The sequence below is a fragment of the Streptomyces sp. NPDC001339 genome, from assembly GCF_042895955.1.
Classification (GTDB): Bacteria; Actinomycetota; Actinomycetes; order Streptomycetales; family Streptomycetaceae; genus Streptomyces.
This window is the reverse complement of sequence record NZ_JBIAWT010000002.1, coordinates 796,653-820,047: the sequence shown is the minus strand read 5'-3', so window position 1 is coordinate 820,047 and position 23,395 is coordinate 796,653. Positions and strand designations below refer to the sequence as shown.

Genomic DNA, 23,395 nt, shown 5'->3' with positions numbered 1-23,395 from the left:
TGATCAAAGGTCCGGACGGCGATCTTCTTCACCTGCTGCTCAAAGACGCCGACGGCGTCGCTCCCGCCCGGGCTACCCGCGGCCCCGTCCGCTGACGGTGCCATCAAGGCGGAGCGAACTCGACATGTCGGACATATCGAAGGTCCGGAAATTCGCGGGGCGAACTTCCGGACCTTCGGCTGAAAACACGACTCCCTACCTAAGGACTACTGTAGCGGGACACCTGTGACCCTTAAACGTCAAACGCGTTCATCCTGAGCCGTTCCGAGATAGATGTTTGATGAGGTGGCCTCAGGATGAACTTGTCTTTCTGCTCATCGAAGTAGTCAAGATTACCCTCGATCTCGTCTCCCACCTCGTAGGAGTCACCGTCGTCGATGTACAGGACATCAATGAGACCGACTCGCGAAAGCCCGAGGTCCACGATGACACCCCAGCGGAACACCGCTAGGACCCTGCCGCGAACCAGCTGACCGATGAGGCTGCGCTCGCGTCCGTTCAGCTCAGGCGTCATGTTCATCCAACCTTTGACCTTGGATGCCTGTTCAGGATAACGAACACGGTATTGGGGATCGCCACCTCGGAGACCGGGACGCCCATGCCGTGCTGCAGCATGGTGAGGTTCGTCGCCACCTGGTTCCAGCCCGTGATGTGCCGGACCTGCGGCCAGAAACTGATCACTGTGGCGGAGATCAGCACCGCCGCCCAGTAGGCCGGGTAGAGCCGGGCGGCGCGGGAGACGACGAAGTCGCCGAGCGAACGGCCCCAACTGCTCATGCAGATGACGAAGCCGCTGATCAGGAAGAAGACCTCGACGCCGATCCAGCCGTACTGGGATATCCGGTGGAGGCTCGGGAAGATCGTCCGGGTGCGCCCCGACCACGCGTCGTCCATGGCCGTGGGTAGATCACGACTATCCCTGCGGCCAGCAGCCGCAGTCCGTCGAGTAAGGCAAGCCTGTTCCCCGAGCGGCGCTCGGCCATCGTGCAACCCCCAAGCGCCCCAGTCAGAAGCGAACCACGTAAGAAAAGCCCGCAGATAGCAACCCGTGAGCAAGTTGCATGCTTGCCCGCAAGAAAAAGAACAGACAATTCTCCGCGAATGTGGTGATCACCACATGTTTTATGAAGGAACTCTTCGGCACCGCCCACATCGGAGTCACCGCCGGCGTCCATGCTCACGTACGACTCCGCCTCCAGCGCCGGGCCATTGACATCCTGAGTGATGCACTGGCTGAGGGCGACGACTCCGAAGAGCCGCCGCCCTCAGCGGTGGTCGACTGCTGACGTTGCCGTCAAGCGGCGTTACGCAGGACCCTGGCCATCCACCGCCACGGGAACATGGGCCGCAGTCACTACGCAAGAGAACGAAATCTCCACCACAATCCGGTCACCGGGAGAATAAATCCAGAGTTCCGGCACGGATTCCGTGATGTCCAACAGGTGAGAGATCGAGAATTCGATCCCCATCTCCACGCTCGGAACTGCCAGGCTCTCCCAGAAGAAGATTAGACTGCTAGCTTTCGGGGCGAACTGCTGGATTACGGTGCGTAGCTCGATGGAATCCAACTCCATCGAGCAGAGCACCAAATCATCAGCCACCGCACCCCACTCGATCGAACCATCGGAGTTGCGCGGGTAGCGGCTAAGGCTTTCACGCTCGTACTGGAGATGTTGGTCCAGGCTCAGCAACTGCACCCCTGGCCGCCCAACCCAAGTCAGCCGTCGATCACCTTGCTGATCTGCACGAACAACTCGGACCATAGACCGGGGCAGGAGGTCCGGCCGGGTTCCGTATACACCGTCGACCGTCACGAATTACCGCCAAGCATTCTCGCCAAATCGTCTTCTGTACCTTTCCATGGCACGGCAAACTTACGTGCAGAGTCGCCCTTACCGACTTCCACGTTGATATGGGGCCCCTTCACCGGGTCATAGTCCATCCTGAACCTCTTGAATTCGCCGTTCACTCGAGTGGTGAAACCCACTACCTTACCGTAGGTCGTTGGCGCAGATTCGAGACGGCCGATGTATGGCTGCCGAGTGGCCGGATCGATCTCACCCAGCAGATCGAGTGCCTTGTTTCGGGCTTGCTCGAAGCTGTCAAAGGTGTCCAGGACAACTTCCTTGCACGCTCCTCCGGAATTGTGAACCAGTACCGGAGTCTCGCCCGCCACCACATAGTACGTGTGGATGCCCTCAACGGAGAGGTTGTAGACCGTGCGGCTTTCAGTCCAGGCACGCGTGTTGACGACCTCTCGCAGCTCTCCGTTGGAGGTGCGGAGGCGGTCTCCCGCCTTGAGGTCCTTGGCATCCAGCCAGCTGGCCTTGCTGTTCTCCCAGAACGGATGCCTATCAGTGGCGTTCACTGCTCCGGTAGCATCGCCTGCTTCGCCGTCGGTATCGATGGCGATCTGGACCAGGCGCTTCTGACCCTCGCCAACGATCACATCGGAGATTTCTCTTGCCTCGGTCTTTCCGGTAGCAGGGTCGGTAGCCACGACCTGCTGGCCGACGCGAGCATCCTTTATTGGCTTGCGCGTACCGTCGGCCATTAGCACCGGCGTTTCCGGTGTGAAGCTGTTCCCTATACAGCCCTTACGGAACCTTTCCAGGACTGCCTCTGCTTTGCTGAGCAGCTTCTTTGCCGCAGAGGACTCGCGGATGAACTTGCCAAATCCGGTGACGGTGCGGTAGACGGCTTTGGAGACTTCCGGGAATTTCTTGATGACCTGGGCAGCCTTGCCCCAGGGGAGAGCGCCGATGAGTGTCCAGATGCAGCTTTTGACGTTACCTTCGGTGAAGCACTTCTGGATGTCATCGAGGCCGATGAGTTCTTTGAGGATCTCGCCGCCGTTTTCCGTCAGAAAGTCGCCAATTGACTTTCCGTCGATCTTGCGGGCTTTCTCGTACTCCTCGAACGTTATGCCGGCACTCTCGAGTGCAAAATCTTGCTCCTCCGTCAGCCCGTGGCCGCTACCCTTCCCCATTTGTTCGGCGGCTTGTGCGCGGCGTTTGCGCTCCTGCTCGCGCTCCCACTGCTCGGCCTTCTCGGCGGCTTCCTTGGCCTCCTGGGCGTATTTGTTGGCATTCTTGGCTGCTTCTTCCGCGGATTTGGCGTGCTTTTCTGCGGAGGTGGCCAGTTGGTTGGCGTCGGCGGCGTCCTTTTCGGCTTGGGCTGCTGCTCCTTGGGCGACGCTGGCCTCGTGTTCGGCTTGGTTGGCGGCGCTGTTGGCGGCGTTGGCCTGCTGTTGGGCGTCGGCGGCGGCGCCGCGGGCGCGGGCTGCTTCGGCTTCGGCATCGTTGGCCGCCTTGCGTGCCGCTGCCGCGTCGGCGTAGGCCTGGTCGGCTGCTTGGCAGGCGAGTTTGGCTTCGGCCTGGGCCTGAGTGTCAGCCTTGTCGGCGGACGCTGCGGCGTCCCTGGCCTTGGCGGCGTCCTGGGCGGCCTGGGCGGCGGACTTCATCGCTGCCGCAGTCGAGCGTGCGGCGTTCGCTGAGGAGCGGGCTGCGTCAGCGGCGGCCTTGAACGCCGGTGCTACCTGGGCGCCTGCCCGCCTGGCAGCATCCTCGGCGGCCTGGACGGCCTTGAGCGCCTCATTGGCTTTGGCTTCGGCCGAGTCGACCTGTTCCTGCCCGGTCTCGAGGGCGGCCTTGGCGACCAGGGCCGCGAAGTCGGCGTCGAGGTCCTTGCCGGTGAAGGGGGCGGTCAGGGTGATGGCAGTGTTGGCGGGGTCGGCGATCCCGGCCGCGGTGGTCCGGGCCGCTGAAGAGGCCTGGACGGCGATGGTGGCCTGGATGCGGGCCATCGCCGCTTCGCGGGCCGCGCCGTCGGCTTCGTCCTTGGTGCGATTGGCTGCCTGCCGGGCATTGTTGGCGTGCTGGGCGGCAAGGCCTGCCAGGCGGGCCGACTCGTGCGCGGCGATGCCCGCGCGGGCCTGCTGGGCGGTGGCCTCAGCGGCCTTGACATGGGCCCGCTGGGCTGCGGCGTGGGTGGCGGCGGCTTCGGCTTCGGCCTTGTTCGCCGCGGCGTTCGCGCGTGCTGCGGCAGCCTCGGCCTTGTTCGCGGCGGCATTGGCACGGGCGGCGTGTGCGGTGGCCTCGGCCGCCGCGGCCCGTGCCCGGGCGGCATGCCCGGCTGCCTCGGTCGCCGCCGCACGGGAGCGCATGGCCGCACCGCTGGCCGCATCGGCGGCGCTGCGGGCCTGGCCGGCTGCTGCGCCGGCGGCGGTGGCATCCGCCCGCGCACTCTGTGCCGCGGCATTGGCCTCTCCGGCGGCGGCGGTGCCCCGACCGGAGGCTGCCGCCGCCTCGATGGCCTTGGCCCGGGCTTCCTTCCACTGGTGGGTCTGCTCGGCTTCGAACGCCTTGTCGCGGGCGTCACGGGCCTTGCTCTCCTCACCACGTGCCCGCTCATCGGCCGTGGCAGCGATGCTCTCCTTCTCCGCGGCGCTTGCGCGTGCTGAGGCTGCCTGTGCGGCGGCGGCCTGGGCCTGGGCCCGCAGGGCTGCCGCGGTACGCGCCTCGGCCTCCGCGCGTGCCCGCGCGGCCGCGGCCGCGTTGCGTTCGCGTTCGGCCCGGGCACGGGCCTGCGCGGCCAGGTCCCGCTCACGCTCAGCGATCTGGCGCTGTTCGGCGGCGATCTTCGCCTGCCGCTCGGCTTCGAGGCGGGCCTGACGGGTCTTCTTGGCGTGCTCCCACGCCTCCTGCTCGGCCTTCTCCGCACCGAGGCGGGCCTGCTTGGCCCTGGTGGCGGCATCGGCGGCGATCTCCGCCTGCTTCTGGGCGGCCTTGGCCATCTGGGCTGCGGCCTTGGCCTGCTGCTCGGCGTTGGCACGCCACTGCTTGGCCTGCTGCTCATGCGCCTGGGCGGCGTTCTTGGAGCTCAGCGCCTTGGCGTCGGCCTCGGTGGCGTCCACGGCGTGCTGGGCGGTCTGAGCGGCCTTGGCCGCCGCCTCCGCCGCGGCCTGGATGCCGTAGGCGACCTCGGCCCACTGGACACCGTGCGTCAGCCTGGTCTCCACCAGAATGTCGGCCTGCACCTTCGCCTGCAGAGCCGCCACCTTGGCACGCCAGGCTGCGTCACCGGCGTCCTTGACCTGCCGGGCGACCTCGGCCTTCACATTGCCGTAGTCGGACAGGCGCTTGCCCGCCCGGTCGGCCGACAGCATCTGGTCCGCCTGCCGGGCGGCAAAAGCCGCCTGCGTCATCGCATTGGAAGCCGTCTTCAGCTCCCTGACGGCATCCCCGTGAACAGCGATCAGCTCGGTACGCGCCTTGGCCGCGCGGGCAGTCCGCTGCGCCAGATCCCGCAGCTTCTCCGCCGCCTCCAAGGCTTCCTTCAGCGCCTTCTCGTGCGCGGCCCGATCGTCGGCGTCCTTCTGCGCGGCGATCTGGTAGCCCTTTTCCAGGAACTCCTCGATCGCCTTGTCGCTACCGGCCGCCAGCGCGGCCCGGGCGGCCTTGCTCACCTCGGGACCGCCGGCACCGGCCAGCATCTCCACGCGCTTGCGGAGTTCGGCCGCGCGGTCCTTGGCGGTCTGTTCGTCCTTCTGATCCCGCTCTCGGGCGATCTGGGCGCCGAAGGCAAGGAAGTCGGCCCGGTCCCTGGCAGTGGCCTTGGGGCCCAGAACGCGTTCGACCTCGGCGTTGAAGTGTGGCCCACCACTGCCGCGCATCGCCTCGATCTTCTTACGGTTGCCGGCGTCGGTGTCGTCCTTCTTCTCCTGGGCCCGCTTGCGGGCTTCGGCCATACCGTGTTCCAGGAACTCCCGGATCGCGTTCGGATCGCTGCTTTCCAGGGCCTTCTTGGCGGCCTCGCGGACTTCTTCGAACTCGTCGAACTCCGCGTAGGTCTCCACCATCTCCCGGTCCCAGTCCCGGCTCATCCGCTCCAGCTTCGACGGCGGAGCAGGAGTGGGCGCCGAGTCCGTCTTCGGCAGCGAAGCGGTCGCACGGTCCACAGTGGCCAGAGCCTGGGTGAACGCACCCTGGCGAGCAGACGGCGCAGCAGCAGGGGCGGCGGCAGCGGCCTGGGCCGAAAGGCCGCCCAGCATGGCCGCGACCACCGCCGTGGACACGGCCTTCGCCGCCACCTGGCTCACACGACCACGCCGCCGGCCGGGATCCGGCCGGAATCTACCTATCAAGGGAAACAACCTCTTTCAGTGAACGAAAAATTTAAAAAGCCCCCTTCCCTGCATATGCGGGCAGGGCAGGGACGATTGACGCCACAACAGAAGTGAGAAGAAGCGACAGGAGCGCTGATGAGGTCCACGTAAGACGGGCCTTGAGGAGTTCAGCCCTTGACGTGGCTCTCGGAGTCCTGGGCCCGGTCGGACATGCCCTTCCAGAACGCCGCTTGTCGGTCGGCCTGTTGTTGTTCCGTGGCCCAGGCGTCCTGGTTCTTCTCAGCCGGGCCGGCGATGTTCTTCCACAGCCCGTCCGTGGTCTCCGCCGCAGCCTGGGTGATCTTCTTCCAGTTCTCCGTCTGCGCCATAGCGGCATCCCGCTCGGCCAGCCACACCTTGTACGCGGCGTCGGCGTGCTCGGACACCGCCTTCCAGGCACGTCCAGCCTCGGCCCGGGCCTTGGCGGCATCGGACGAACCCTGCACCGCCTCCTCGGCCGCCTCGGCCTCCTTGATCAGACGCGACAGGACGCGGTGCTGCTCGACCCCGGTATCCGTTACCCGCATCCGATAGGCCTCCAGGTCCAACGCCGCACCGCTCATCCAGCCGTAACCGAAGAACTCCGCGACACCCTCATCACCGGCGCCGTCCCGCAGCGCCCACTGCGCCGCAACACGCACCTGCTCACCCGGATCGCTCTCCGCGACGGCACGAACGAAGTTCCGCTCCCGGTCAGCGACCTGCTGCCGGTGGGCGACAGCAGCCTCCCGCGCCACTCGGTCCTGCTCCTTGGCCTGGGCGTACCCACTCTTCACAAACACCGCCTGATCGGCAGCCGAGCCCTTCAGCGCACGCTCCGCCGCCTGACGCACCTGGGGAGAGAACCCCTTGGTGTGCGTGCGCACCACCCGCTCGCAAAATGCCTTGTTCCTCGCCCGGGTACTCTGCGCCCGCTGCTTGGCGAAGTCATAACCGCCGCCGGGAGCCAGCCAGTCCGCGATCGCCTCATCGCCCCGCACATTGCGCAACGCGTTCCACGCCGATACCCGTATCTCGGCCGGCATGTACGACATCGCTATCGCCCGCACACGCGCACGCGCCTGTGCGGCCGCCGCAGCCTCGATACCCGAGGGCTCATCGGACCGTTGCCCGGAGGGCTGGCCGGCCACGGCGGCAGGAGCCGCCTGTGCCCACGCCGGTGCAACGGACGTGACCGCGCCTGCGCCGGCCAGCACACTGACCGTCAACGCCTGCACAGCCCACCACTTACGACTCACTCAAAACTCCCTGGAGGAAAGAGAGGAAAAGAAACGTCCGACAGGACGAGAAGGGGACGCAAACGCCAGCCCTTCTCACCGGAAAACGACAGTCAGTGCTTCTGCGCAGGGGATGAAAGTGGTTCTTTCGAAACTTTCGTCCCCTGCAAGGCATTCGCATGCTCATCCGCCGCGCACGGCCGGAGCGCAACGGCGGATCACTTGACCGGCTGGATCCGCCACAGCTGGGCCGGGGTCTGGTTGCAGTACCACTGCTGAGCCCGCACGCCATCGCCCGTCTTGGCGCCGTCGATGTCCAGACAACGGTCCTTGGTGTGCATGGGACGCAGCTGGTAGAGCTCGTTGACGGGGTCAACGAGGAATGTCTGCCAGCGCAACTGTGGGCCGCCGCCGCTGCAGTCCCACTGCTGGCCCCGGGCACCGGCCTGGGTGCCACTGTTCTCCACCTCGAGGCACTTGCCACTGAGCTCGTTACGCAGCACGTAGGAGGAGCCGACGGTGGGGATGGCGCGCCATTGCTGTGGCGTGCCATCGTTGCAGGTCCACTGCAGCGCACCCGTACCGTTGTCCGTCTTGGGATCATCGATGCCCAGACATTTGCCGCTGTGAGCAGCCTGGAGCTGGACGATGTTGCCTGTGTTCGAGGCGGCGTCCTTGGCGGTCTGGACCCTGTCGGCGGAAGGGGAAGCGCCTGCTGCGTGGGCGGTGGTTGCGCCGCCGGCCAGCGCGGCAAGGCTGCCGGCTATGGCCAGCGCGGCTCGGATGGTCCGGGACATCGTGGAACTTCCGTTTCTTTCGTGTTGCTTGTGCTGCTCAACAGCCCGCTCGGCCTGTGTGCGGGCGCTCTGTGGCGTGCCGAATCGTCAGGCCGTGACCGGCTTGAGGCGCCAGTGCTCGGGGGTGGTGGCATTGCAGGTCCACTGCAGTACATTCGCATCGTCGTCCTTGCTGGACATGGCAATGCCCGCACAGCGGTCGTCGACGTGCGCGGGGCGCGGCTCGTAGAGCTTGTTGGTGGTGTCGACCATGACCAGCCGCCAGCACATCTGGGGGCCCTCGGAGCACCACCACTGCTGGACGTTCGCACCGTCCCCCTTGCCGCTGTTCTCCACTTCGAGGCACTTGCCGCTGTGCAGGGCCCGCACCATGAAGGTCGCATTGCCGGCAGGGATCATCTCGAAGGCCTGGTTATCCGCATCGTCGGCGCAGGTCGCCTGGACGGCGTTGGCGCCGTTGGCCAGGCTGCCGCCTGTGATGGTCAGGCACTTGCCGCTGTGCTCATTTTGAAACTGCACGACCGACAGGGCAGCAGCGGCGCGGGGCGTGGCCTGGGCGGCGTGGGCGGCAGTCGCGCTGCCGATCAGTGCGGCGGCACTGGCACCGGCGGCGAGTGCCGCCCGCAGGGTCCAAGACATAGAGGATTTTCCGTTCTTCTCAAAAAAAGGGGGCGGGGTAAGGCCGGCGGCAGGTCAGCGCGCAAGCGGGGGGAAGATGGCCCAGGTGGCCTCTGCCGTGAAGGCCTTGTCCTTGGCGTCCGCGCGGCTGGCGGAGAGGCCTCCCTGGTGCGCGCGCAGCCAGTACCCCGGCTTGCCGGCCAACTCAAACGACGTCCAGTAGCCGCTTACGCCCTTGCGGGCGCACCAGGTGGCGTCCTTGCGGAACGCCGCACTGCCGTCATCGGGGGAAATCCTCACCTGAAGGTTGGGCTGGGCCGCCAGGTAGTAGTGAGGCTTGCGCACCGACTCAAAGGAGTAGCAGCCGCGCTGGCCATTCAGCGCGCCCTTGACGACCCAGGTGGCGTCCTCACGGACGGACTGCTTGCTCATTTCGTCGACCGGGGCGACATAGGCCGCGCCTCCGTCCGCACTGGACTGACGGATGTACCAGGTGGACCTGCCGCCGGGGTCATTGATCAGTTTGGGATCGACCGAGACGAAGGACTGCCGCGCCGCCCGGTAGATGTTGTCCGGCTTGAGGAACTCGGCGACGTCCTCGTCACTGCCGGCCAGTGCCTTCTTCGCCGCCTCGACCAGGTTGGGGTACATCCCGGTCTTCGCAGCCGCCGCCTGGACCTTCAGCACCAACCTGCGGTTGGCATCAGCGGTCCTCTTGCGCGCGGCCTCGGCATCACGCTTGTAGGCCTGCTCGGCACCAGCATGCAGGAACTGCTTCCAATCCGCCGGATCAGAGCTGAGCACCGCGTGCTGGGCCGCGGCCAGGAGATCGGAGCCCTTCAGGCGGGCCGGTGCACTGCGGACCAGCTCACGGATGAAGTTGTCGTCGCCCAGGGCGAGCATGGCCTCGGTGGGCGTGATACCGAACAGCGCCGCGGTCTTCGTCCGGGCGGCCAGCTCCTTGCGGCGCTGGGCCTCCTCGCGGTCCTTCTCCTCCAGCTCCTTGAGCTCCTTGGCCACATCGCGGTCATGCGCCTCGCGGGCCCCGTTGGTGATGAACTCCCCCCATTCAGCTGGCCCACCAGCCAGAGCACGCGCGGCCGCGGCCTTGGCCTCCGGCCCGGCGTCGGGGTGCTTCATGACCTTGCGGATGAAGTTGTCGTCACTGAGCCCCAGCAGCTCCGGGGTGACCGGGATACCCACCGCGATCAGCACCTGGGCCTTGGCCTGCCGGTTCGCGCGCTCGGCATCTGCCCTCTCCCGCTCGCGCTGCTTGTCCACCTCGAACGCCTGGTGGATGCCGGTGGCAATGAACTGCACATGGTCCTCGGCCACCGTGCTGGCCAGGGCCTCCTCGGCGGCCAGGCGCACCGCCGTCAAGCACTCCCCGGCATCGCGGGCTTTCTCCCACAGCGCGAAGATGAAGTCCCGGTCACTGAGCAGCATCACGTCCGGGGTCGGGTCGAGGCCAACCACAGCCGCCGCCTTGACCCGCTCCGTCTCACTGGTCCCTATATCAACGCCCTGGCTCACCGCTGCTGACGGTGCGGCGGCAGCAGTGGCCGGCACCGCTATACCCGTGACCGCAGTCAGCGCGGTGGCGGCAACGACCCCTCGCGTGAGGGCCCTCCGCACACGTGCGGGAGTGGTGTGACTTGCGTGCATCGTGCTTCAACAACCCTTCCACCCCCGCAGGGGCGACCTGACGTGTAGCGCGGACTTGGTGCCGCCCTGCACCGCCCCCTGGGGGTTCGGGGCAACCTGATGCGTACAGGGCGGACGCGCCGAAGTCTTAAGATTTCCTGAAAAAGTATCAAGACACATGAAAGGGACATGAACACCCTCCGCCGCACCACACCACGGCGCAAGCCCAGCCAACCCACCTCCCGGCACCCACCATGAAAACGATCACGCAAAGGGGGGTGAGGTCGCAGGCACAACCGCCCGATGAACTCACAGGTCACACATGCAGGGCCAGAGAAGACACCCAAGGCGAACAAGCAAAGGAAGCCCCAAGTCCACGGGCTCTCTTCGGCGTTCGCCCGAATACCCAAAGCAGCGCACCGGAAGGGATCCGCCTCCACGGGCGCCTCCAAACGCTCCCGTTCGGGCTCCGGGGCCTGCCCGGGCACCGGGCGGTAAGCATCCATCTCATCTGCACGACCGTGGCCCGGCTCACGTCGTCACACTTCGAGTCGTCCCGCTTCGCGACGTTCCGCATAGATGACTTGGAACTGTGTACTTCTGGCCGGTTCCGCTCGCTCCCTCGCTTCGCTCCCGCGGGCCCGGGAGCGTCTCGGGCCAGAGGTTCTGGAACGACTCTTCCATCGCCTGGTCAGCCCTCTGGCCCCGATAGGGCTGGGCGGGACCCTTCTATCGAGGGGATGCGTCTGGCGGCGGTCGATGGGTTCCTGCCGGACGTGCCGGACAACGACGCCAGCCGGCGGACTTTCGGCGGGCCGAAGGACTCCAGCGATAAACCAGGAGGACTTCCGCAGGTGCGGGTCGTGACGCTGACCGAGACCGGCACACAGGCCTCCTCCCATTCGACAGCGACCTACTCATCCGGTTGAGCGAAGACCCCCGCCTCCCGCTGGCCGAGCGCCGCCGCTTGCTGGAGACCGCCACGCGCCTCGCCGCTCCGACAGCCCAGCGGTGACGAAGGACAAGGGGCCCGGCGCACCCCACATGATGTGCAGGGTGCGCCCGGCCCAGTGTCGGTGGGCGGCTACTTCGTGTTGTTCACAGCGGTGTTGGCGAGTCGGAAGGTGCGCGGCCGGTCGGTTACCTGCTCGGCGATGCCCTGATTGGCCAGTTTGTCGAGGGCGTTGGCGATGGCGCCGGAGGACTTTTTGATGATGCGGCTGATGCGGGTGGCGGTGAATGCTTCGTCGGGGTGTGCGTGGAGGAGGTCGATGACCATCTGCCGGAGTGCTCCCGGTGCGAGCCGCCCGTCCTTGGCCAGTGCCGGTTGCGCCGGGGCCGACGTTGCCTCGGTGTCTTCGCTCGACGTGGGGGTGTCGTTGGTCTCGTTCTGTGGGCCGTGGTCCTGGCTGTTGTCGCCGGGGTGCTCGGTGTTCTGGGGCGGCTCTACGTGGGAGGTGTCGGCTTCCGGCTCGGTATTGGTGGTGGGGTTGTTGGCGGGTGTGGTGTTGGAGGTGTCGTCGGGCGGGGTGTCCACGGGCACGTTGGCGTCGTCCGTGATGGTGTGGCCGAGGCTGTCGGGGTCAGGTATCCCGGAGGCGTCGGAGGTGCTGGGCCCGGACGTGTCCTCACCGCATTCCACGTCATCATCGACCGGCTTTGCGGAGTCGCTGGGAGAGCTTTCCGGCTGCGCGTCGGTGGGCTGTTCGCCGTGTTCTGGGGCGTCGGTAGCCTCCGGGGCGGATGCTCGGGTTACAGGGTGCCAGAGGTCGGGCATGCGGCGGGGGCCGTCGTGGCCGCCTCGGGTGCGGGTGGCAAGACCGCGCTTCTCCAGGGTGGCTACGGCTCGTCCGGCGGTGGAGTGGCCGATGCCTGCGATGTGGGCGAGCTCGGCGACGGTGACAGGTTCGGTCAGGCCGAGCAGTTCCGTGTAGACATCGGCGGCTGCGCCGGTCAGGCCGGTCAGCGGTTCCGGGTGGGAGGTGCCGTCGGGGGTGGGTGTGGTGTCGGGGTTGGTGTCGGACATGTTGGGGTCCTCGATTCCGAGTGCAGTGTGGTGGTTGAGGTCCCCGGCCGGGGTACGGGCCGCGTGGGCGGGCCGCGGTGTTCGCCCGGCGCGTGCGCGGCGCGTTCATCCGGCGAACGTGGCCGTGGTGAGAGCGAGTTCACGCTTTTGGTGAACCCACGGGCTTTCTCGGCCACGACCATGGACGCTCGATGCGGGCGGGAAGTCAAGCGACGCATTTCGCGGGATCGTTCCTGGTCGGAGTGGTTGCCGTGGCTTCCGTGCGGATACGGGGCTTGCGTCGTGGACGGGGCCGGGCCGGTGTGGGGCCGTGGGTTTGGGGAGTGGTCGGTCGGCCGGTCGGTGTCTGGTCGGTGTGGTCGGTCGGAGCGATCGGGGCGGGGTTCATTCGATCGGGGGTGGTCGGTCGGTGGGGTGGTTGTGGAGCTGGTGGTGGATGCGGCGGGCGCGGTGGGAGCCGAGGTGGAGTTCGTTTCGGAGTCGCCAGATGCTTGCGGGCTGGCCGGTGGCGGCCCGGGTGGCGTTGTCGAGGGCGAGGGCGTGCGGCCATAGGTCGGCGTCTGCCGCCCGCAGGCCGGGTGGTGGTCGTTCGGGGTTGGGGTGTGGGCTGCGGGGCGGCTCGTTGGTCGTGTCGGGCCTGGTGGGGGCCGGGCTGAGGCGGTCGGTCGGGAGGCAGATCGGGGTGGGGCCGGATGTGTTCTGCGGTGGGGAGTCGGGTGGCGGAGCAGCGCCGGTGATCGGTTCTCGGTCGATGTGTTCGGTGGCCGATCTGGGGGTGAGGGTTGTGCGGGGGTCTGGTGGGTCGGTCGGATTGGTGAGGTAGGTCGGTTCGGTCGGACCGGTCGGGTCCGTTGGGTTGGTGGGGTTGGTGTGGTCGAGGAGTTCGGTGAGGGTGCGGCGGTAGGCGGCGATGGTTTCGGTGAGGGTGATCAGGAGGAGGGCGGGGGTGAGGTGGAGGAGGACGGCTGCGGGGTCGGCGTGGTCGGGCCAGCCGATCTGGCCGTCGGGCCAGAGGCTTTCCCACGTGTTTATGAGGGCGGCGGTGGAGCCGGCGCTCCAGCGCAGGGTGGTGGACCAGGCGGGTGGGGTGATGCCCCATGCGGCCAGGCGTGCGTCGACGTAGAGGACGCCGGCCAGGGCGCTTCCGATCATGGGATCGAGGAGGACAGCAATGAAGAGGGGGACATCGCGGCTGGTGGCGAAGCGGGTGACGTTGACGGTGGTGAAGACCAGTGCCAGGACCCCGACGATGCACAGGACCCGGGTCATGGTTCTCAGGAGGCTGATGGCTTCGCGTGCTTCGAGCTGCTTCACCGGCCACCGCCTGCTCGTGCCGCAGGTCTGGTTGCGCCCTGGAAGGACGGGGAGTTGGTGCGCGCCGGGCCTTGGCGGACAACTGCTCCAGAATGTGGGGCATCGATGGCCACGCCACTGCCGGTGTAGAGGGTGACGTGGGTGATGCGCGTGGGGTTGGGGCCGAAGAACAGCAGGTCACCCGCGGCGAGGGCGGTGTCTTTGGGGAGGCGGGGGCCTGCGTTGTACTGGGCCTGGGCGGTGCGGGGGAGGTGGATGCCTGCGGTGCGGTAGGCGGCTTGGGTGAGGCCGGAGCAGTCGAAGCCACCGTCGGCGGGGCCGTCGCCGCCCCAGACGTAGGGGGTGCCGAGCTGGGAGCGGGTGAAGGCAACCGCCTTGTCAGCCGCGCTGGTTGGTGCGGAGATGCGGGCTACGTAGGCGCTTGCGGTGGTGAGTACGTGGCTTACGTAGGTGTGGGAGTGGTTGTAGGCGAAGAGTGCGGCCCACAGGTGTTTGCCGTGCCTGGCGCCATGGGTGCACAGCAGCCGTGCTGCGGCGTACACGGCATCGACTGCGTCCCACGGTGTGGGGGGCTTCTTCCCGCCGGGCGGTACCGGGTGGGCGTAGGCGGTGAAGGTGGACGGGATGAATTGCATCGGCCCTACGGCGCCTGCTGGGGAGGTCATGGTGGGGTGGCGTGCGTGGTTGGTTTCGATCTTGCCGATGGCGGCGAGGGTGGTCCAGGACAGGCCGGGGCACTCGGGGGCGGCGCGCTGGTAGAGGGCGAGTATGCGGGGCGGGATATCGGTCCGGGCGTGTGCGCTTGGCAAGGCTGCTGCGCTGCTGTGGGAGGACGGGTTGCCGAGGGCTGCGGCGAGGGTGAGGGCGGCGAGCAGGGGCAGGGCGATGACTGCGCAGCCGATGCCGGTGACCGTCTTGCCGAGCAGAGAGTTCATGGTCTGCCCTCTGTGGGCGGGAGGGAGGGGACGGGGAGGGTGAGGACGGTGTCGGCGTCGGTCAGTTCCAGTCCGGAGGCGGGGCTGAGGTCGGCCCACTGGGCGGCAAGGTGGGCCAGGGTGGTGCGGCGGCCTGCGCGATCCAGTGGTGCCCACCACCGGCCCCAGGGGATGGTGGTGGTGAAGTCGGCGGAGGTGGTGGCCACGTTCAGGCCCAGCTCGCGGGCAGTAGTGGCGAGGCGTTGGCGTAGGGCTTGGTCGCGGGAGGCTGTGCGGGTGTGGATGAGCAGGGCGGGACGGGTGCTGGTGGCGGTGGTGAAGGCGGCGTAGGCGGCGAGTTTGGCCTTCGACGCGAGGCAGGGGCTGGCTGCCGGTGTCGTATTCGAGGAAGAACGGCAGCAAGAGGTCGCCGTCTTGCCAGTGGGCGTAGGCGTCGGGGCGGATGATGTCGCCCCAGCGGCGGGCGGCGGAGCGTTCGGACAGCCACAGCGACAGCCCGGCGTCGGGGGTGGTGCGGGCATGTGCGGCGAGGTGGGTGAGGAGGTCGTTGACGCCGAGGTCGTGGCCGAGGGACGGGGAGTAGGCGATGCGGCCGGTGTTCGTGGGACGCCAGCCGATCGCGGAGACGTCCAGGCCGGCATGGGAGGCGAGGACGGCGGCTCCGGCGGGGCCGAGGGTGTAGTGCTCGGGGGCGGTGCCGGATGCGGTCAAGGGGCGGAAGGAGTCGAGGACCGCGTGCTGGTGGAGGGTGCGCAGGCGGCGTTGGGTGGAGCGCTGTGAGGTGTAGGCGAGGCGGGCGATGTGGTGTGTGGTCAGGACGCGGTGTTCGTGGAGCATGCGGACCAGCCACATGTCGCGCGGGGTGAGACGGCGGGAGAGGGTGGCGACGTCCGTGTGCCGAGGGGAGGTGCGGGTGCGGGTGGTGGCGGCCCGGGCGGTGTAGCGGGAGCCGGGGCCGAAGGCGGGACGCGGGAGTGCGGGCATGACAGATCCCCTCCAAAGGAGCAGGTCGTGGTGTGTTTTAGGGACGGGTGGCGGGGCGGGGTCCATTGCGGCCGGCGGCTGCCGTGCGCAGGTCTGTGGCACGCCCTGGTACAGCGGGTGGCAGAGGGCGGGTGGTGAGGGTGAAGGCGGCCGATTCCGCGCCGCCGGTCAGGAGGTGGGCGGCGGCTTGGTAGGGGCCGAGGTGGGCGAGGTCGTGGGCGGCGAGTGCGGGGAGGGTGTGGCGTTCGAGGGTGGTGGCGTCTTCGGGTGAGGCATTGAAGAAGACTTTGTTGCGGGCGTTGGCGGAGATGCCTTCGCGCAGGTCGCGTGGGAGTTGGGCGAGGTGCTGGTGGGCCAGGAGCATGGACAGGCGGTAGCCGCGGGCCTCGGCCAGCATGTCCTCCAGCGGATACGGCAAGGTCAAGAAGTTGTGGGCCTCGTCGATGCTCAAGGTGGCGTCGATGCGCTGGTGTTCGGGGGTGCGGGCGCGGGCGGAAGCGGCTTGCCAGGTTCCGGCGACGATGAAGGAGCCGAGCAGACGGGCGGTCTCCTCCCCGAGCGCGCCCTTGGGGAGGCGAGCGAGGAGGATGCCGCCGTTCAGGACGTCGGTGAGGTCGAAGGTGGAGGGGCCGGCGGCAATGGCGCGGCGGGCGAAGTCGCGCAGGAGGAAGGCGCGCAGCTTGTTCATCACCGGGCCGACCACCGCCGCCCGGGAGGGTTCGGACATCGACTCGTACCAGGCCCAGAAGCCGCGCAGGACAGGGTCGTGGAGGGAGGGGATGAGGCGGAGGCGGTAGGCGCTTTCGCCGAGGAGGCGAGGGATGTCGGCAAGGGTGACCAGTTGGCCGGTGCGGCCCTTGTGTTTGAGGAGGGTCAGGCAGGCGGCGCGCATGAGGTCGTCGGTGCGGGGTCCCCAGAAGGCGGTGAAGATCCGGCGGAAGATGCCGGTGATGTTGTCCACGACGACGTCGATGTCCGCACCGTCCAGGACGTTCAGGCACGGGGGCCTGTGAGGGTCGTCGGGGTCGATGAGGACGAGGCGGTCGGCGCAGGTGTCGGGGAGGCGATCTAGCAGATCGTTGACCAGGTCGCCCTTGGGGTCGATGACGACGACGCCACGGTGGTGGCGTACGTCGTCGAGGACGAGGTTGGCCAGGAGGGTGGACTTGCCGGAGCCGGTCGCGCCCATGACGTGGAGGTGGTGGCGGGCGTCGGCAACCGCGAGCCCCACGCCGCGGCGAGCGCCGGCATCGGACCGGCCCAGGGGTTTGACGCCACTTCCTGGGGCGGGTTCGGGGATCTGCGGGGGCGGGAGGACGGAGCGGGCGCCGGCCCGCCGCACTCCGGGGGCGTCCGGGTCGTAGGGGAGGTGGGCGAGGGCGGCGAGTTCCGGCACCGACAGCAGCGCCGGGCGGGAAGACGGGAACTGTCGGGCGGTGAGTTGGGGTTGGGGGCGGTGGAGGCGGGTGCGGGTGAGGTAGTTGCGGTCGGCGTACAGGCCGAAGGCGGAGGCGATCGCGTGGGCCCGGCCCCGCGCCACATCCTGGGCTCGCTCCGCCTTCTGCGAGCAGGTGGCGGCGTAGGTGAGGGTGCACTGCCACTGGGCTCCGGATTGCTTGGCGACCATCTGTCGTACGGCGGTGCTGTGGTCGGGGTCCTGCTTACCGGTGGCGGCGGGTTGGGCGCGATGGAGGAGGAGCGCTGCCAGGGCGGCAAGGCGGGCTGGGGCGTGCCCGGCTTTCAGCTGCCGTGCCTGGCGGCGGGCGCGGCGCAAGGCACGGCCGGTGGCAGGGCGAGCCAGGATCTGTACGCAGGCCGATTCGTGCTCGGCCATGCCAGTGGCGGCCTGGAGGAGAGCGCGCAGGGGGTCGGTGGGGTGGTCGGTACGCAGCGGCAGGATGTCGGGCCGGGCCGGCCGCAGGCGCCCGGCCGTGCAAGTGGCGGTGTCTGTGCCCGGGAAGAGGGGGGTGGGTTCGGTGGCGCGGGTGTGGGCGCCGGGCCAGGCGGCTTCCACGGCGCGGCGTACCAGGCCCATCGGCACCGTGCCCGGGACCCACATACGGATGCGCAGGCCATCATGGGCCCATGTGTATTCGAAGGCGAGGTGGGGCTGACCGGTAGTGATGCGCCGCCACCAGGGGCGCAGTAGCCCAGCGAGCTGGGCCCAGAGGACTTCCCCGCCCTTGGGAGCGACGTGGGGCGGGGCGAGGATCTCCACACAGCGGGCGCCGTCGGCCAGTCGCTGCTGACGTGAACGCAGCAGTCGGCGCCGGGTGTAGTACGCAGATGCTGTGGACACGAGGGCGGTGGGGATCAGAAGGGGCGCGGCTGCGGTGCACCAGTCGAGGGCGGCGTGGAGCACGGTGGGGACGAACGTCTCCGGGTGGGTAAGAAAGTCCAACAGGGGGCCGCCCGGCTGGGCGATGGCTCGTACCATGGACCCGGTCACGATGCCCACCCCTCGTCGCCGTCGACGCAGGTGCCCTCGCCCGCGCGACCCTCGGCGGAGAGAGTGGCCTCACTGCCTGGGTGTTGGGCGGCGGCCAGTTCACCGGGGTCTGTCGTGATGACGTCGTGTTCGCCGGGAGCGGCGACGCTGATCAGGGCGACTTTGTGCCGGCGGTCTCCGGTGAGCAGGAGCGCCTCGCCGCGGGAGGCAGCGAGCAGGAACTCGCGCTCGCCGTAGCAGAGGTGGAAGTTCTGGCTGATGGTTTCGATGGCCTGGGGTGCCTGGCGGAGCAGGATCTGGGTGGCGGCGTTGGAGACGATGGCTTTGCCCAGGGGTGAGGCGAGGACGTCGTCGGCGTCCTGGGTGACGACCGCCAGTCCGGTCCAGTACTTGCGGGCGGCTTTGGCCATGCGGAACAGGAAGCGGGCTCCGGCGCCGTCGTGCATCAGCAGCCATGCCTCGTCCACCACGACCAGGTGCCGGCCGGTGTCGCTCCGTGAGGTGACCTGCCGCCAGGTCGCGTCCAGGGCGAGCAGCATCGCCGGTGCTTTGACCTCCTCGGGCAGGGTGCGGAGCGCGAAGACCACCAGATGGCCGCAGATGGCAGCGGTGCTGGGGCCGTTGAACATCCGGGCGTGCGAGCCGGAGGTGTACGGGACCATCCGGTCGGCGAGACCCGTCGCAACGTCGCCGCTGTCCTCGGTCAGCACGGTGGCCAGGTCGGCGAGCGTGGGTGGCGTGCGCTGCCAGGTACGGGGGTCCGCGGTGATCCCGGCACGGGTGTACGTAGCGAGGATCGCCCGGTCCAGCACAGCCTTCTCGGTGGCGGTCACGTCGGTGCCCAGCAGGACAGCGAGAAAGGTGTGAAGGAACAGCACACGCCGCGTCAGCACGTCCTCTTCGCCGCACGTTGCAGGTGGGAGGTCGAAGGGGTTGAGGCATACGCCGTCGGACCCGAGCCGCACCACACGCCCGCCGACGGTCTCGGCGAGGCGGACGTATTCGTCCTCCGGGTCGATGACTGAGGCGGTGACGCCGGTGAACATCAGCCTGAGCAGTTCGAGTTTGGCGAGGTAGGACTTGCCGGCGCCGGAGCGGGCCAGGGTGATGGAGTTGTAGTTGTCCTGGGCGAAGCGGTCCCACAGAACAGGGGCGCCGGAGACCGTGTTCAACCCGTACAGGACGCCTGATGTCTGGCCGTCCGTGCTGGTCTGTGTGGACAGGTCGGGGCTGGTGAAGGGGAAGCACGTGGCGAGGGCGGCGGTGTCGAAGGTCCGGCGAATCTTGAGGGTGTCGAGGCCGAGCGGGAGGGTGGCAAGCCAGCCGGGCAGCGCCCTGTAGGTGGTCGGCGCCACCGTCATCAGCAGGGACTCGGCGATGGCGCGGACAGCGGCGGCTTGGTGTCGGCGAGGGTGTCCTCGTCGGGGGCATGGACGGTGAGGTAGAGGGCGACGTGGAAGAGCTTTCCCTCGCCGCGGGCGATGCGGTAGGCCAGCTCCGCGGCGTCCGCGGCCGCGGCCTCCACCTCGGGGTCGTCCAGGTGCCCCTTGGAGAATCCGGCGCGGCGGCCGGATTCGAGGCGGGCGCGCTGTTTCTTCAGTCCGGCGGCGGCCACGGGGGTGGGGACGGGCTCGATGTGCAGGGCGATGTCGAGGTGGCCGGGGAAGTTGAACAGCGGGGCGAGCCAGCCGGGGGTGACCTCGGCGGGGTAGCCGGTGACGACCATCGTGGTGGCCATGTGGGCACCGACGGCGAGGGTGCGAGCACGGATCTCGACGGACTCGGGGCCAGTCACATCGAGCAGGTCTCCGGCGTCAGTAGCCGGTGTTGAGGGTGGAGCCTGGTGAGCAAAGCGGCGTCGAGCCATCACAGGGCACCTCTCGTTCGGTCGTCCGTCGGGGCGGGGGTGTTGGGGTTGCAGGCCGCGCTGACCAGCTCGACGCTGCGCGGGCCGTCCAAGGGCGTGACGGTGACCTCGGCCGGAGCAAGACCCCGGGCAGCCTCCTCCATACGCTGTAGTGCTCGCCCCTCCCCCGTACCGCCGCGCACGGTGCGCCCTGCGGTCTCTTCACGGGCAATCAGCAGGGTCTGCCGTCCCAGAAGGTCTCGGCTCAGCGAGAGGTCGGAGAGGAAGTCGGCATGGTCGCGGGCCGCCCGCTCCAGGGCAGGGTGAGGCAGTGCGGCGGCGTGGTGGTGGAGGTTGTCGACGAGCGGTGCGAGGTCGATGCGGTGGCAGCGCACCAGCAGCTGGGTCGGACCGGTCAGGGAATTGAGCCAACGCGCGAACGCCACGCTCAAGCCCTGTTGTTCGGCCGCCGACCGCAACTCGAAGTTGACCGTCGAACACTCCGCAACGGCCGCTTTTCCGTCGCTGCCGAGATCGAGCACGCCGCCTGGGGTGATGCCGTCGTAGGGCATGCGCATCGCGGCGGGAGGCGGCCCGGCACTCTTCGCCCAGCGGGCAGGAACAATGTCCGGCAGCGGCGGCACGCCGTCGGGGGCGTGCACGCGGCGCTTGGGGGTGCGGGTGTGTCGGAGGGCGGCGGCCAGGAAGCGGTCGAGGCCGATGCCCTCCCGTCGGCCGAGTACGAGCGCGGCCACCGCCCCCGCAATCGGAATCACCAGGGCCGCGTACGAGAGCGTGCTCATGAGGGGGCGGGTGGCCCACCAGCCGCCGTAGAAGACCGCTGCCGCGACGGCGAGGATCGCCGACTGCCGGGCGGTAAAGGGGCCCAGGATCCGGTCCGGGCGGGAGATGTCCGCGGGGATACGTGTGGCGTAGGGGGCGTCTGTGGCGTCGTCGTGTTCTGTCACGGGTTCATCTCCTGGGTGGTTCGAGGGGAAGTCGCAGTTGCACGCGACGGAGAGGTCGCAGGTGTAGCTGTTCGGTGGGGCTGGGGAGGACCGGTGGCCGGACGAGTGGGGGTGGCATCACGGTGGCACCAAAGCGTGAGGGCAGGGATGTCCAGGTCAGCCGGGGCTGTGGGGAAGTGGGGGTGTGTTCGCTGCGAGTCGGAGGCAATGCCTGGGTGGGTTGGGGCGGCCGGGCAGGGGTGCGCTCGGCGGGAACGGATGAGGTGACCTGCTGTCGCCGGTGGGCCTGACCGGGCTGGAGCACGGTTCGTGGCCCGTTCGAGGAGCGGGCGAGGGGAGCGGCACGCGGACCGGGGCGTCGGCGAGCCTGGCTGACAGAGGCGCGTCTGGGGGCTGGGCCGGGAGCCGTGGTGGCGGCAGGCGGTGTGTTCCTCGTGCCGGAGGGCTCCGGCCGATGCGCTCCGCCTGCCGCCGGTGCACCGGTTGCGCTCCGGCTGTCAGCAGGACCGGGCGGGGCAGTTGGCCGACCGGCACGACTGCGAGCGCCTCCGCCGGGTCCGGGGCCAGGAGCGGGTGGCCGACTGCCACCCCTTCCACCCCCACCGGGCCCACCGCGTCTGCCTCCTGGCCCGCCACGGCCCGGCCGCCCGAACCCGCCTCCTCCCCCGCCGCCGCCTGCACCGCCGTTACGGCGGCGCAGCATGCGGGTCGCGGGCAGGTAGTGGTCCATGAGCCGGTACAGCGCCAGGTGTTTGAGCACCCGCACGGCCGCAGGCGCGTGCGGCTGGTGAGCCGGTGTGCCGCGCAGGACGACCTGCAGTGCCCAGCCGGGAATCTTGAACAGCACCCAGAACAAGCCCAGTCCGGCCAGCAGCGTGCCGAGCTGGTCGGACTTCGGGATCCCCAGCGTTGATGCGCCCGGGGCGAAGAACAGCTTGAGGGCCAGGATGAACGTCACCGACTGGGCGATCTGGATGATCAGGCAGCCGGCCAGGGCCCGCCACCACAGCCGGGCGACCGGATCGGTTGCGGGGTGGGCGTGGCATGCCAGGGCCAGGGGTGCGCAGACGGCCAGCAGCGCCATCACCGCGACCCGCACCATGAAGCCGATCAGCACCGCCAGGACCAGCGCGATCACCGCGATCGCGAGGATCACCAGGTAGAGCTTCAGTCCGGCGGCCCCGAAGATCGCGAACGGCAGGACGCGTTCGACCATGCCCTGCCCGGCCTCCGCAAGGTCGGTGGCCATGATCGCGTGGGCGAGCGCGTTGGCCAGGCCGATCGCCTTGCCCATCACGGTCAGGGACGTGGCTGCCGCGACCATCCCCACCAGCAGGCGGGGAAAGATCTGTTTGAGGGCGTAGCGGGACTGGATGGTCTCGTAGCCCATGACCGTGATGCCGCCCGCCGTGACGAAGAGGACGTAGATGCCGGCAGTGATGCCGAGCATGGCTTTCCACAGCCGTTTGATGTCGGCGTGCTGGGTGACGTCGGGGGTGGCCAGCAGGGTGTCGGCGAGGAACTCGCGGAGCGGCTTCATGATCTGCTCGATCAGCGTGCCGAGGAACGAGGTGATCGCGCCCGTGATCATGCCAGGGGTGTCGGTGAGGACATCCCAGCCCGAGGAGGTGTCCTTGACGCACTCCTTGCCCATGGCCTCACAGGCCGGCGGCGTAGGTCCGGGGGACGGCTCCGCAGACGGTGACCGTGTTGGTTGTGGTGAGGGGCGGTCTGGAGCGGGCGTCGGCCCAGGAGTGGGAGCGGGCGGCGGTGATGCAGGGGGTTTGGGGTGGGAGGGGGTGGGGCCTGGCGCGGGCTGGGGCTCAGGCCGCGGCGGATCCGGGGCCGCAGGCGCTTTGGCGGCAGCGGGTACGGGCACTGGGTGTGCGAGGGCCGGCTGGTCGGACAACGGCCCCAGGACGAGGACGGCGAAGCTGAAAAGCACGGACAGCGCAGGAAGGCGGCGCCCGGCGCGGATCACTGCCCGCCCCCGCCGCCTGCACCGACGATGCCCTGGAGCACCGTGACCAGAGCCGGAGCCAGAACCGCCAGTCCGTAGCCGATCGCCGCGGCATTCAACGCCCGCTTGGCGGCCTCGACTTCCCCCGGATCACCTCCGGCCATCAGATAGCGCAGCCCACCGAAGGTGAGGAACAGCGTGGCGAGCCCGGCCAGGAGGCCGATGATCCAATTCCGCAGATTCGAGATCACCGCAGGGATGGTCGCAACCGCCCACCCCTGCGACGCGTCGGCTAGCAGCACCAGCAATGAGGGCACGGTGATGAAGCCGATCCGGGCCGTCCAATGGCCCACCCGGCAGATCAGCCGTCGGCCTGTTCGACGGATCGTTGCGAACAACACGGACGCCTCCAACAGCGCAGCAGGGGAAACGGGAAGACACATGAGAGGGCGGCGTTGGCGCAGGTCAGGC

General features: G+C 68.6%; 17 protein-coding genes and 1 pseudogene. 2 read left to right on the top strand and 16 right to left on the bottom strand.

What is annotated here, in order from left to right; all coding sequences use genetic code 11:
- Window positions 1-232: 232 nt before the first annotated feature.
- Window positions 233-514, bottom strand: coding sequence for a hypothetical protein (locus tag ACFY12_RS08715; protein WP_390715001.1), 282 nt, complete (start codon window positions 512-514; stop codon window positions 233-235).
- A 2-nt stretch (window positions 515-516) separates the two neighbouring features.
- The gene (locus tag ACFY12_RS08710) at window positions 517-894 is read right to left on the bottom strand and encodes an acyltransferase family protein (RefSeq protein ID WP_390715000.1); all 378 of its coding nucleotides are present in this window, start codon (window positions 892-894) and stop codon (window positions 517-519) included.
- Window positions 895-1,061: 167 nt separating this feature from the next.
- Here ACFY12_RS08710 and ACFY12_RS08705 point away from each other — a divergent pair, with 167 nt between their 5' ends.
- Entirely contained in the window at window positions 1,062-1,286 is a 225-nt protein-coding gene (locus ACFY12_RS08705; protein ID WP_390714999.1) for a hypothetical protein, read from the top strand.
- A gap of 18 nt (window positions 1,287-1,304) precedes the next feature.
- Here ACFY12_RS08705 and ACFY12_RS08700 read toward each other — a convergent pair whose 3' ends face one another.
- The 6 genes from ACFY12_RS08700 to ACFY12_RS08675 all read right to left on the bottom strand — a co-directional run bounded on the left by ACFY12_RS08700 (window position 1,305) and on the right by ACFY12_RS08675 (window position 10,331).
- Entirely contained in the window at window positions 1,305-1,691 is a 387-nt protein-coding gene (locus ACFY12_RS08700) for a hypothetical protein (protein ID WP_390714998.1), read from the bottom strand.
- 119 nt (window positions 1,692-1,810) lie between these two features.
- Window positions 1,811-6,100 carry a polymorphic toxin-type HINT domain-containing protein gene (locus ACFY12_RS08695; RefSeq protein WP_390714997.1) on the bottom strand — a complete coding sequence of 1,430 codons (4,290 nt, stop codon included), beginning with the start codon at window positions 6,098-6,100 and terminating at the stop codon, window positions 1,811-1,813.
- A 194-nt stretch (window positions 6,101-6,294) separates the two neighbouring features.
- A complete protein-coding gene (locus ACFY12_RS08690; RefSeq protein ID WP_390714996.1) occupies window positions 6,295-7,404 on the bottom strand; it encodes a hypothetical protein in 1,110 nt (369 codons plus the stop codon).
- 197 nt (window positions 7,405-7,601) lie between these two features.
- Window positions 7,602-8,180 (bottom strand): RICIN domain-containing protein, encoded by a 579-nt coding sequence (locus ACFY12_RS08685; protein ID WP_390714995.1) that lies wholly within the window; start codon window positions 8,178-8,180, stop codon window positions 7,602-7,604.
- Window positions 8,181-8,267: 87 nt separating this feature from the next.
- Complete coding sequence (locus ACFY12_RS08680) at window positions 8,268-8,819, bottom strand: RICIN domain-containing protein (protein ID WP_390714994.1); 552 nt, start codon at window positions 8,817-8,819, stop codon at window positions 8,268-8,270.
- Window positions 8,820-8,873: 54 nt separating this feature from the next.
- On the bottom strand, window positions 8,874-10,331 hold the full coding sequence (locus ACFY12_RS08675) for an AbfB domain-containing protein (RefSeq protein WP_390714993.1): 1,458 nt from the start codon (window positions 10,329-10,331) through the stop codon (window positions 8,874-8,876).
- Between the two features lie 851 nt (window positions 10,332-11,182).
- On the opposite strand from ACFY12_RS08675, the gene ACFY12_RS08670 reads away from it, so the two are divergent.
- Window positions 11,183-11,371, top strand: coding sequence for a hypothetical protein (locus ACFY12_RS08670; RefSeq protein WP_390714992.1), 189 nt, complete (start codon window positions 11,183-11,185; stop codon window positions 11,369-11,371).
- Window positions 11,372-11,526: 155 nt separating this feature from the next.
- Here the strand turns inward: ACFY12_RS08670 and ACFY12_RS08665 are convergent, their stop codons facing one another.
- The 8 genes and pseudogenes from ACFY12_RS08665 to ACFY12_RS08630 all read right to left on the bottom strand — a co-directional run bounded on the left by ACFY12_RS08665 (window position 11,527) and on the right by ACFY12_RS08630 (window position 23,322).
- Window positions 11,527-12,468 (bottom strand): MarR family transcriptional regulator, encoded by a 942-nt coding sequence (locus ACFY12_RS08665; protein ID WP_390714991.1) that lies wholly within the window; start codon window positions 12,466-12,468, stop codon window positions 11,527-11,529.
- Between the two features lie 384 nt (window positions 12,469-12,852).
- Window positions 12,853-13,782, bottom strand: coding sequence for an extensin (locus ACFY12_RS08660; protein WP_390714990.1), 930 nt, complete (start codon window positions 13,780-13,782; stop codon window positions 12,853-12,855).
- A complete protein-coding gene (locus ACFY12_RS08655) occupies window positions 13,779-15,701 on the bottom strand; it encodes a replication-relaxation family protein (protein WP_390714989.1) in 1,923 nt (640 codons plus the stop codon). Before ACFY12_RS08655 ends, ACFY12_RS08660 begins: the two co-directional genes overlap by 4 nt.
- 37 nt (window positions 15,702-15,738) lie before the next feature.
- The gene (locus tag ACFY12_RS08650) at window positions 15,739-18,138 is read right to left on the bottom strand and encodes a type IV secretory system conjugative DNA transfer family protein (RefSeq protein ID WP_390715089.1); all 2,400 of its coding nucleotides are present in this window, start codon (window positions 18,136-18,138) and stop codon (window positions 15,739-15,741) included.
- A gap of 8 nt (window positions 18,139-18,146) precedes the next feature.
- Window positions 18,147-19,954: pseudogene (locus ACFY12_RS08645) on the bottom strand (VirB4 family type IV secretion system protein).
- Window positions 19,955-20,016: 62 nt separating this feature from the next.
- Entirely contained in the window at window positions 20,017-20,964 is a 948-nt protein-coding gene (locus ACFY12_RS08640; protein ID WP_390714988.1) for a PrgI family protein, read from the bottom strand.
- Window positions 20,965-20,968: 4 nt separating this feature from the next.
- Entirely contained in the window at window positions 20,969-22,618 is a 1,650-nt protein-coding gene (locus ACFY12_RS08635) for a hypothetical protein (RefSeq protein ID WP_390714987.1), read from the bottom strand.
- Between the two features lie 323 nt (window positions 22,619-22,941).
- Window positions 22,942-23,322, bottom strand: coding sequence for a pilin (locus ACFY12_RS08630; RefSeq protein ID WP_390715088.1), 381 nt, complete (start codon window positions 23,320-23,322; stop codon window positions 22,942-22,944).
- Window positions 23,323-23,395: the final 73 nt, after the last annotated feature.

What these genes read in the sequence shown, in the direction of transcription:
- ACFY12_RS08710 (WP_390715000.1), bottom strand. Translation starts at nt 894, where the DNA reads ATGGACGACGCGTGGTCGGGGCGCACCCGGACGATCTTCCCGAGCCTC.
- ACFY12_RS08635 (WP_390714987.1), bottom strand. Translation starts at nt 22,618, where the DNA reads ATGGGCAAGGAGTGCGTCAAGGACACCTCCTCGGGCTGGGATGTCCTC.
- ACFY12_RS08650 (WP_390715089.1), bottom strand. Translation starts at nt 18,138, where the DNA reads ATGGTACGAGCCATCGCCCAGCCGGGCGGCCCCCTGTTGGACTTTCTT.
- ACFY12_RS08670 (WP_390714992.1), top strand. Translation starts at nt 11,183, where the DNA reads ATGCGTCTGGCGGCGGTCGATGGGTTCCTGCCGGACGTGCCGGACAAC.
- ACFY12_RS08705 (WP_390714999.1), top strand. Translation starts at nt 1,062, where the DNA reads ATGCTTGCCCGCAAGAAAAAGAACAGACAATTCTCCGCGAATGTGGTG.
- ACFY12_RS08665 (WP_390714991.1), bottom strand. Translation starts at nt 12,468, where the DNA reads ATGTCCGACACCAACCCCGACACCACACCCACCCCCGACGGCACCTCC.
- ACFY12_RS08680 (WP_390714994.1), bottom strand. Translation starts at nt 8,819, where the DNA reads ATGTCTTGGACCCTGCGGGCGGCACTCGCCGCCGGTGCCAGTGCCGCC.
- ACFY12_RS08715 (WP_390715001.1), bottom strand. Translation starts at nt 514, where the DNA reads ATGACGCCTGAGCTGAACGGACGCGAGCGCAGCCTCATCGGTCAGCTG.
- ACFY12_RS08685 (WP_390714995.1), bottom strand. Translation starts at nt 8,180, where the DNA reads ATGTCCCGGACCATCCGAGCCGCGCTGGCCATAGCCGGCAGCCTTGCC.
- ACFY12_RS08655 (WP_390714989.1), bottom strand. Translation starts at nt 15,701, where the DNA reads ATGCCCGCACTCCCGCGTCCCGCCTTCGGCCCCGGCTCCCGCTACACC.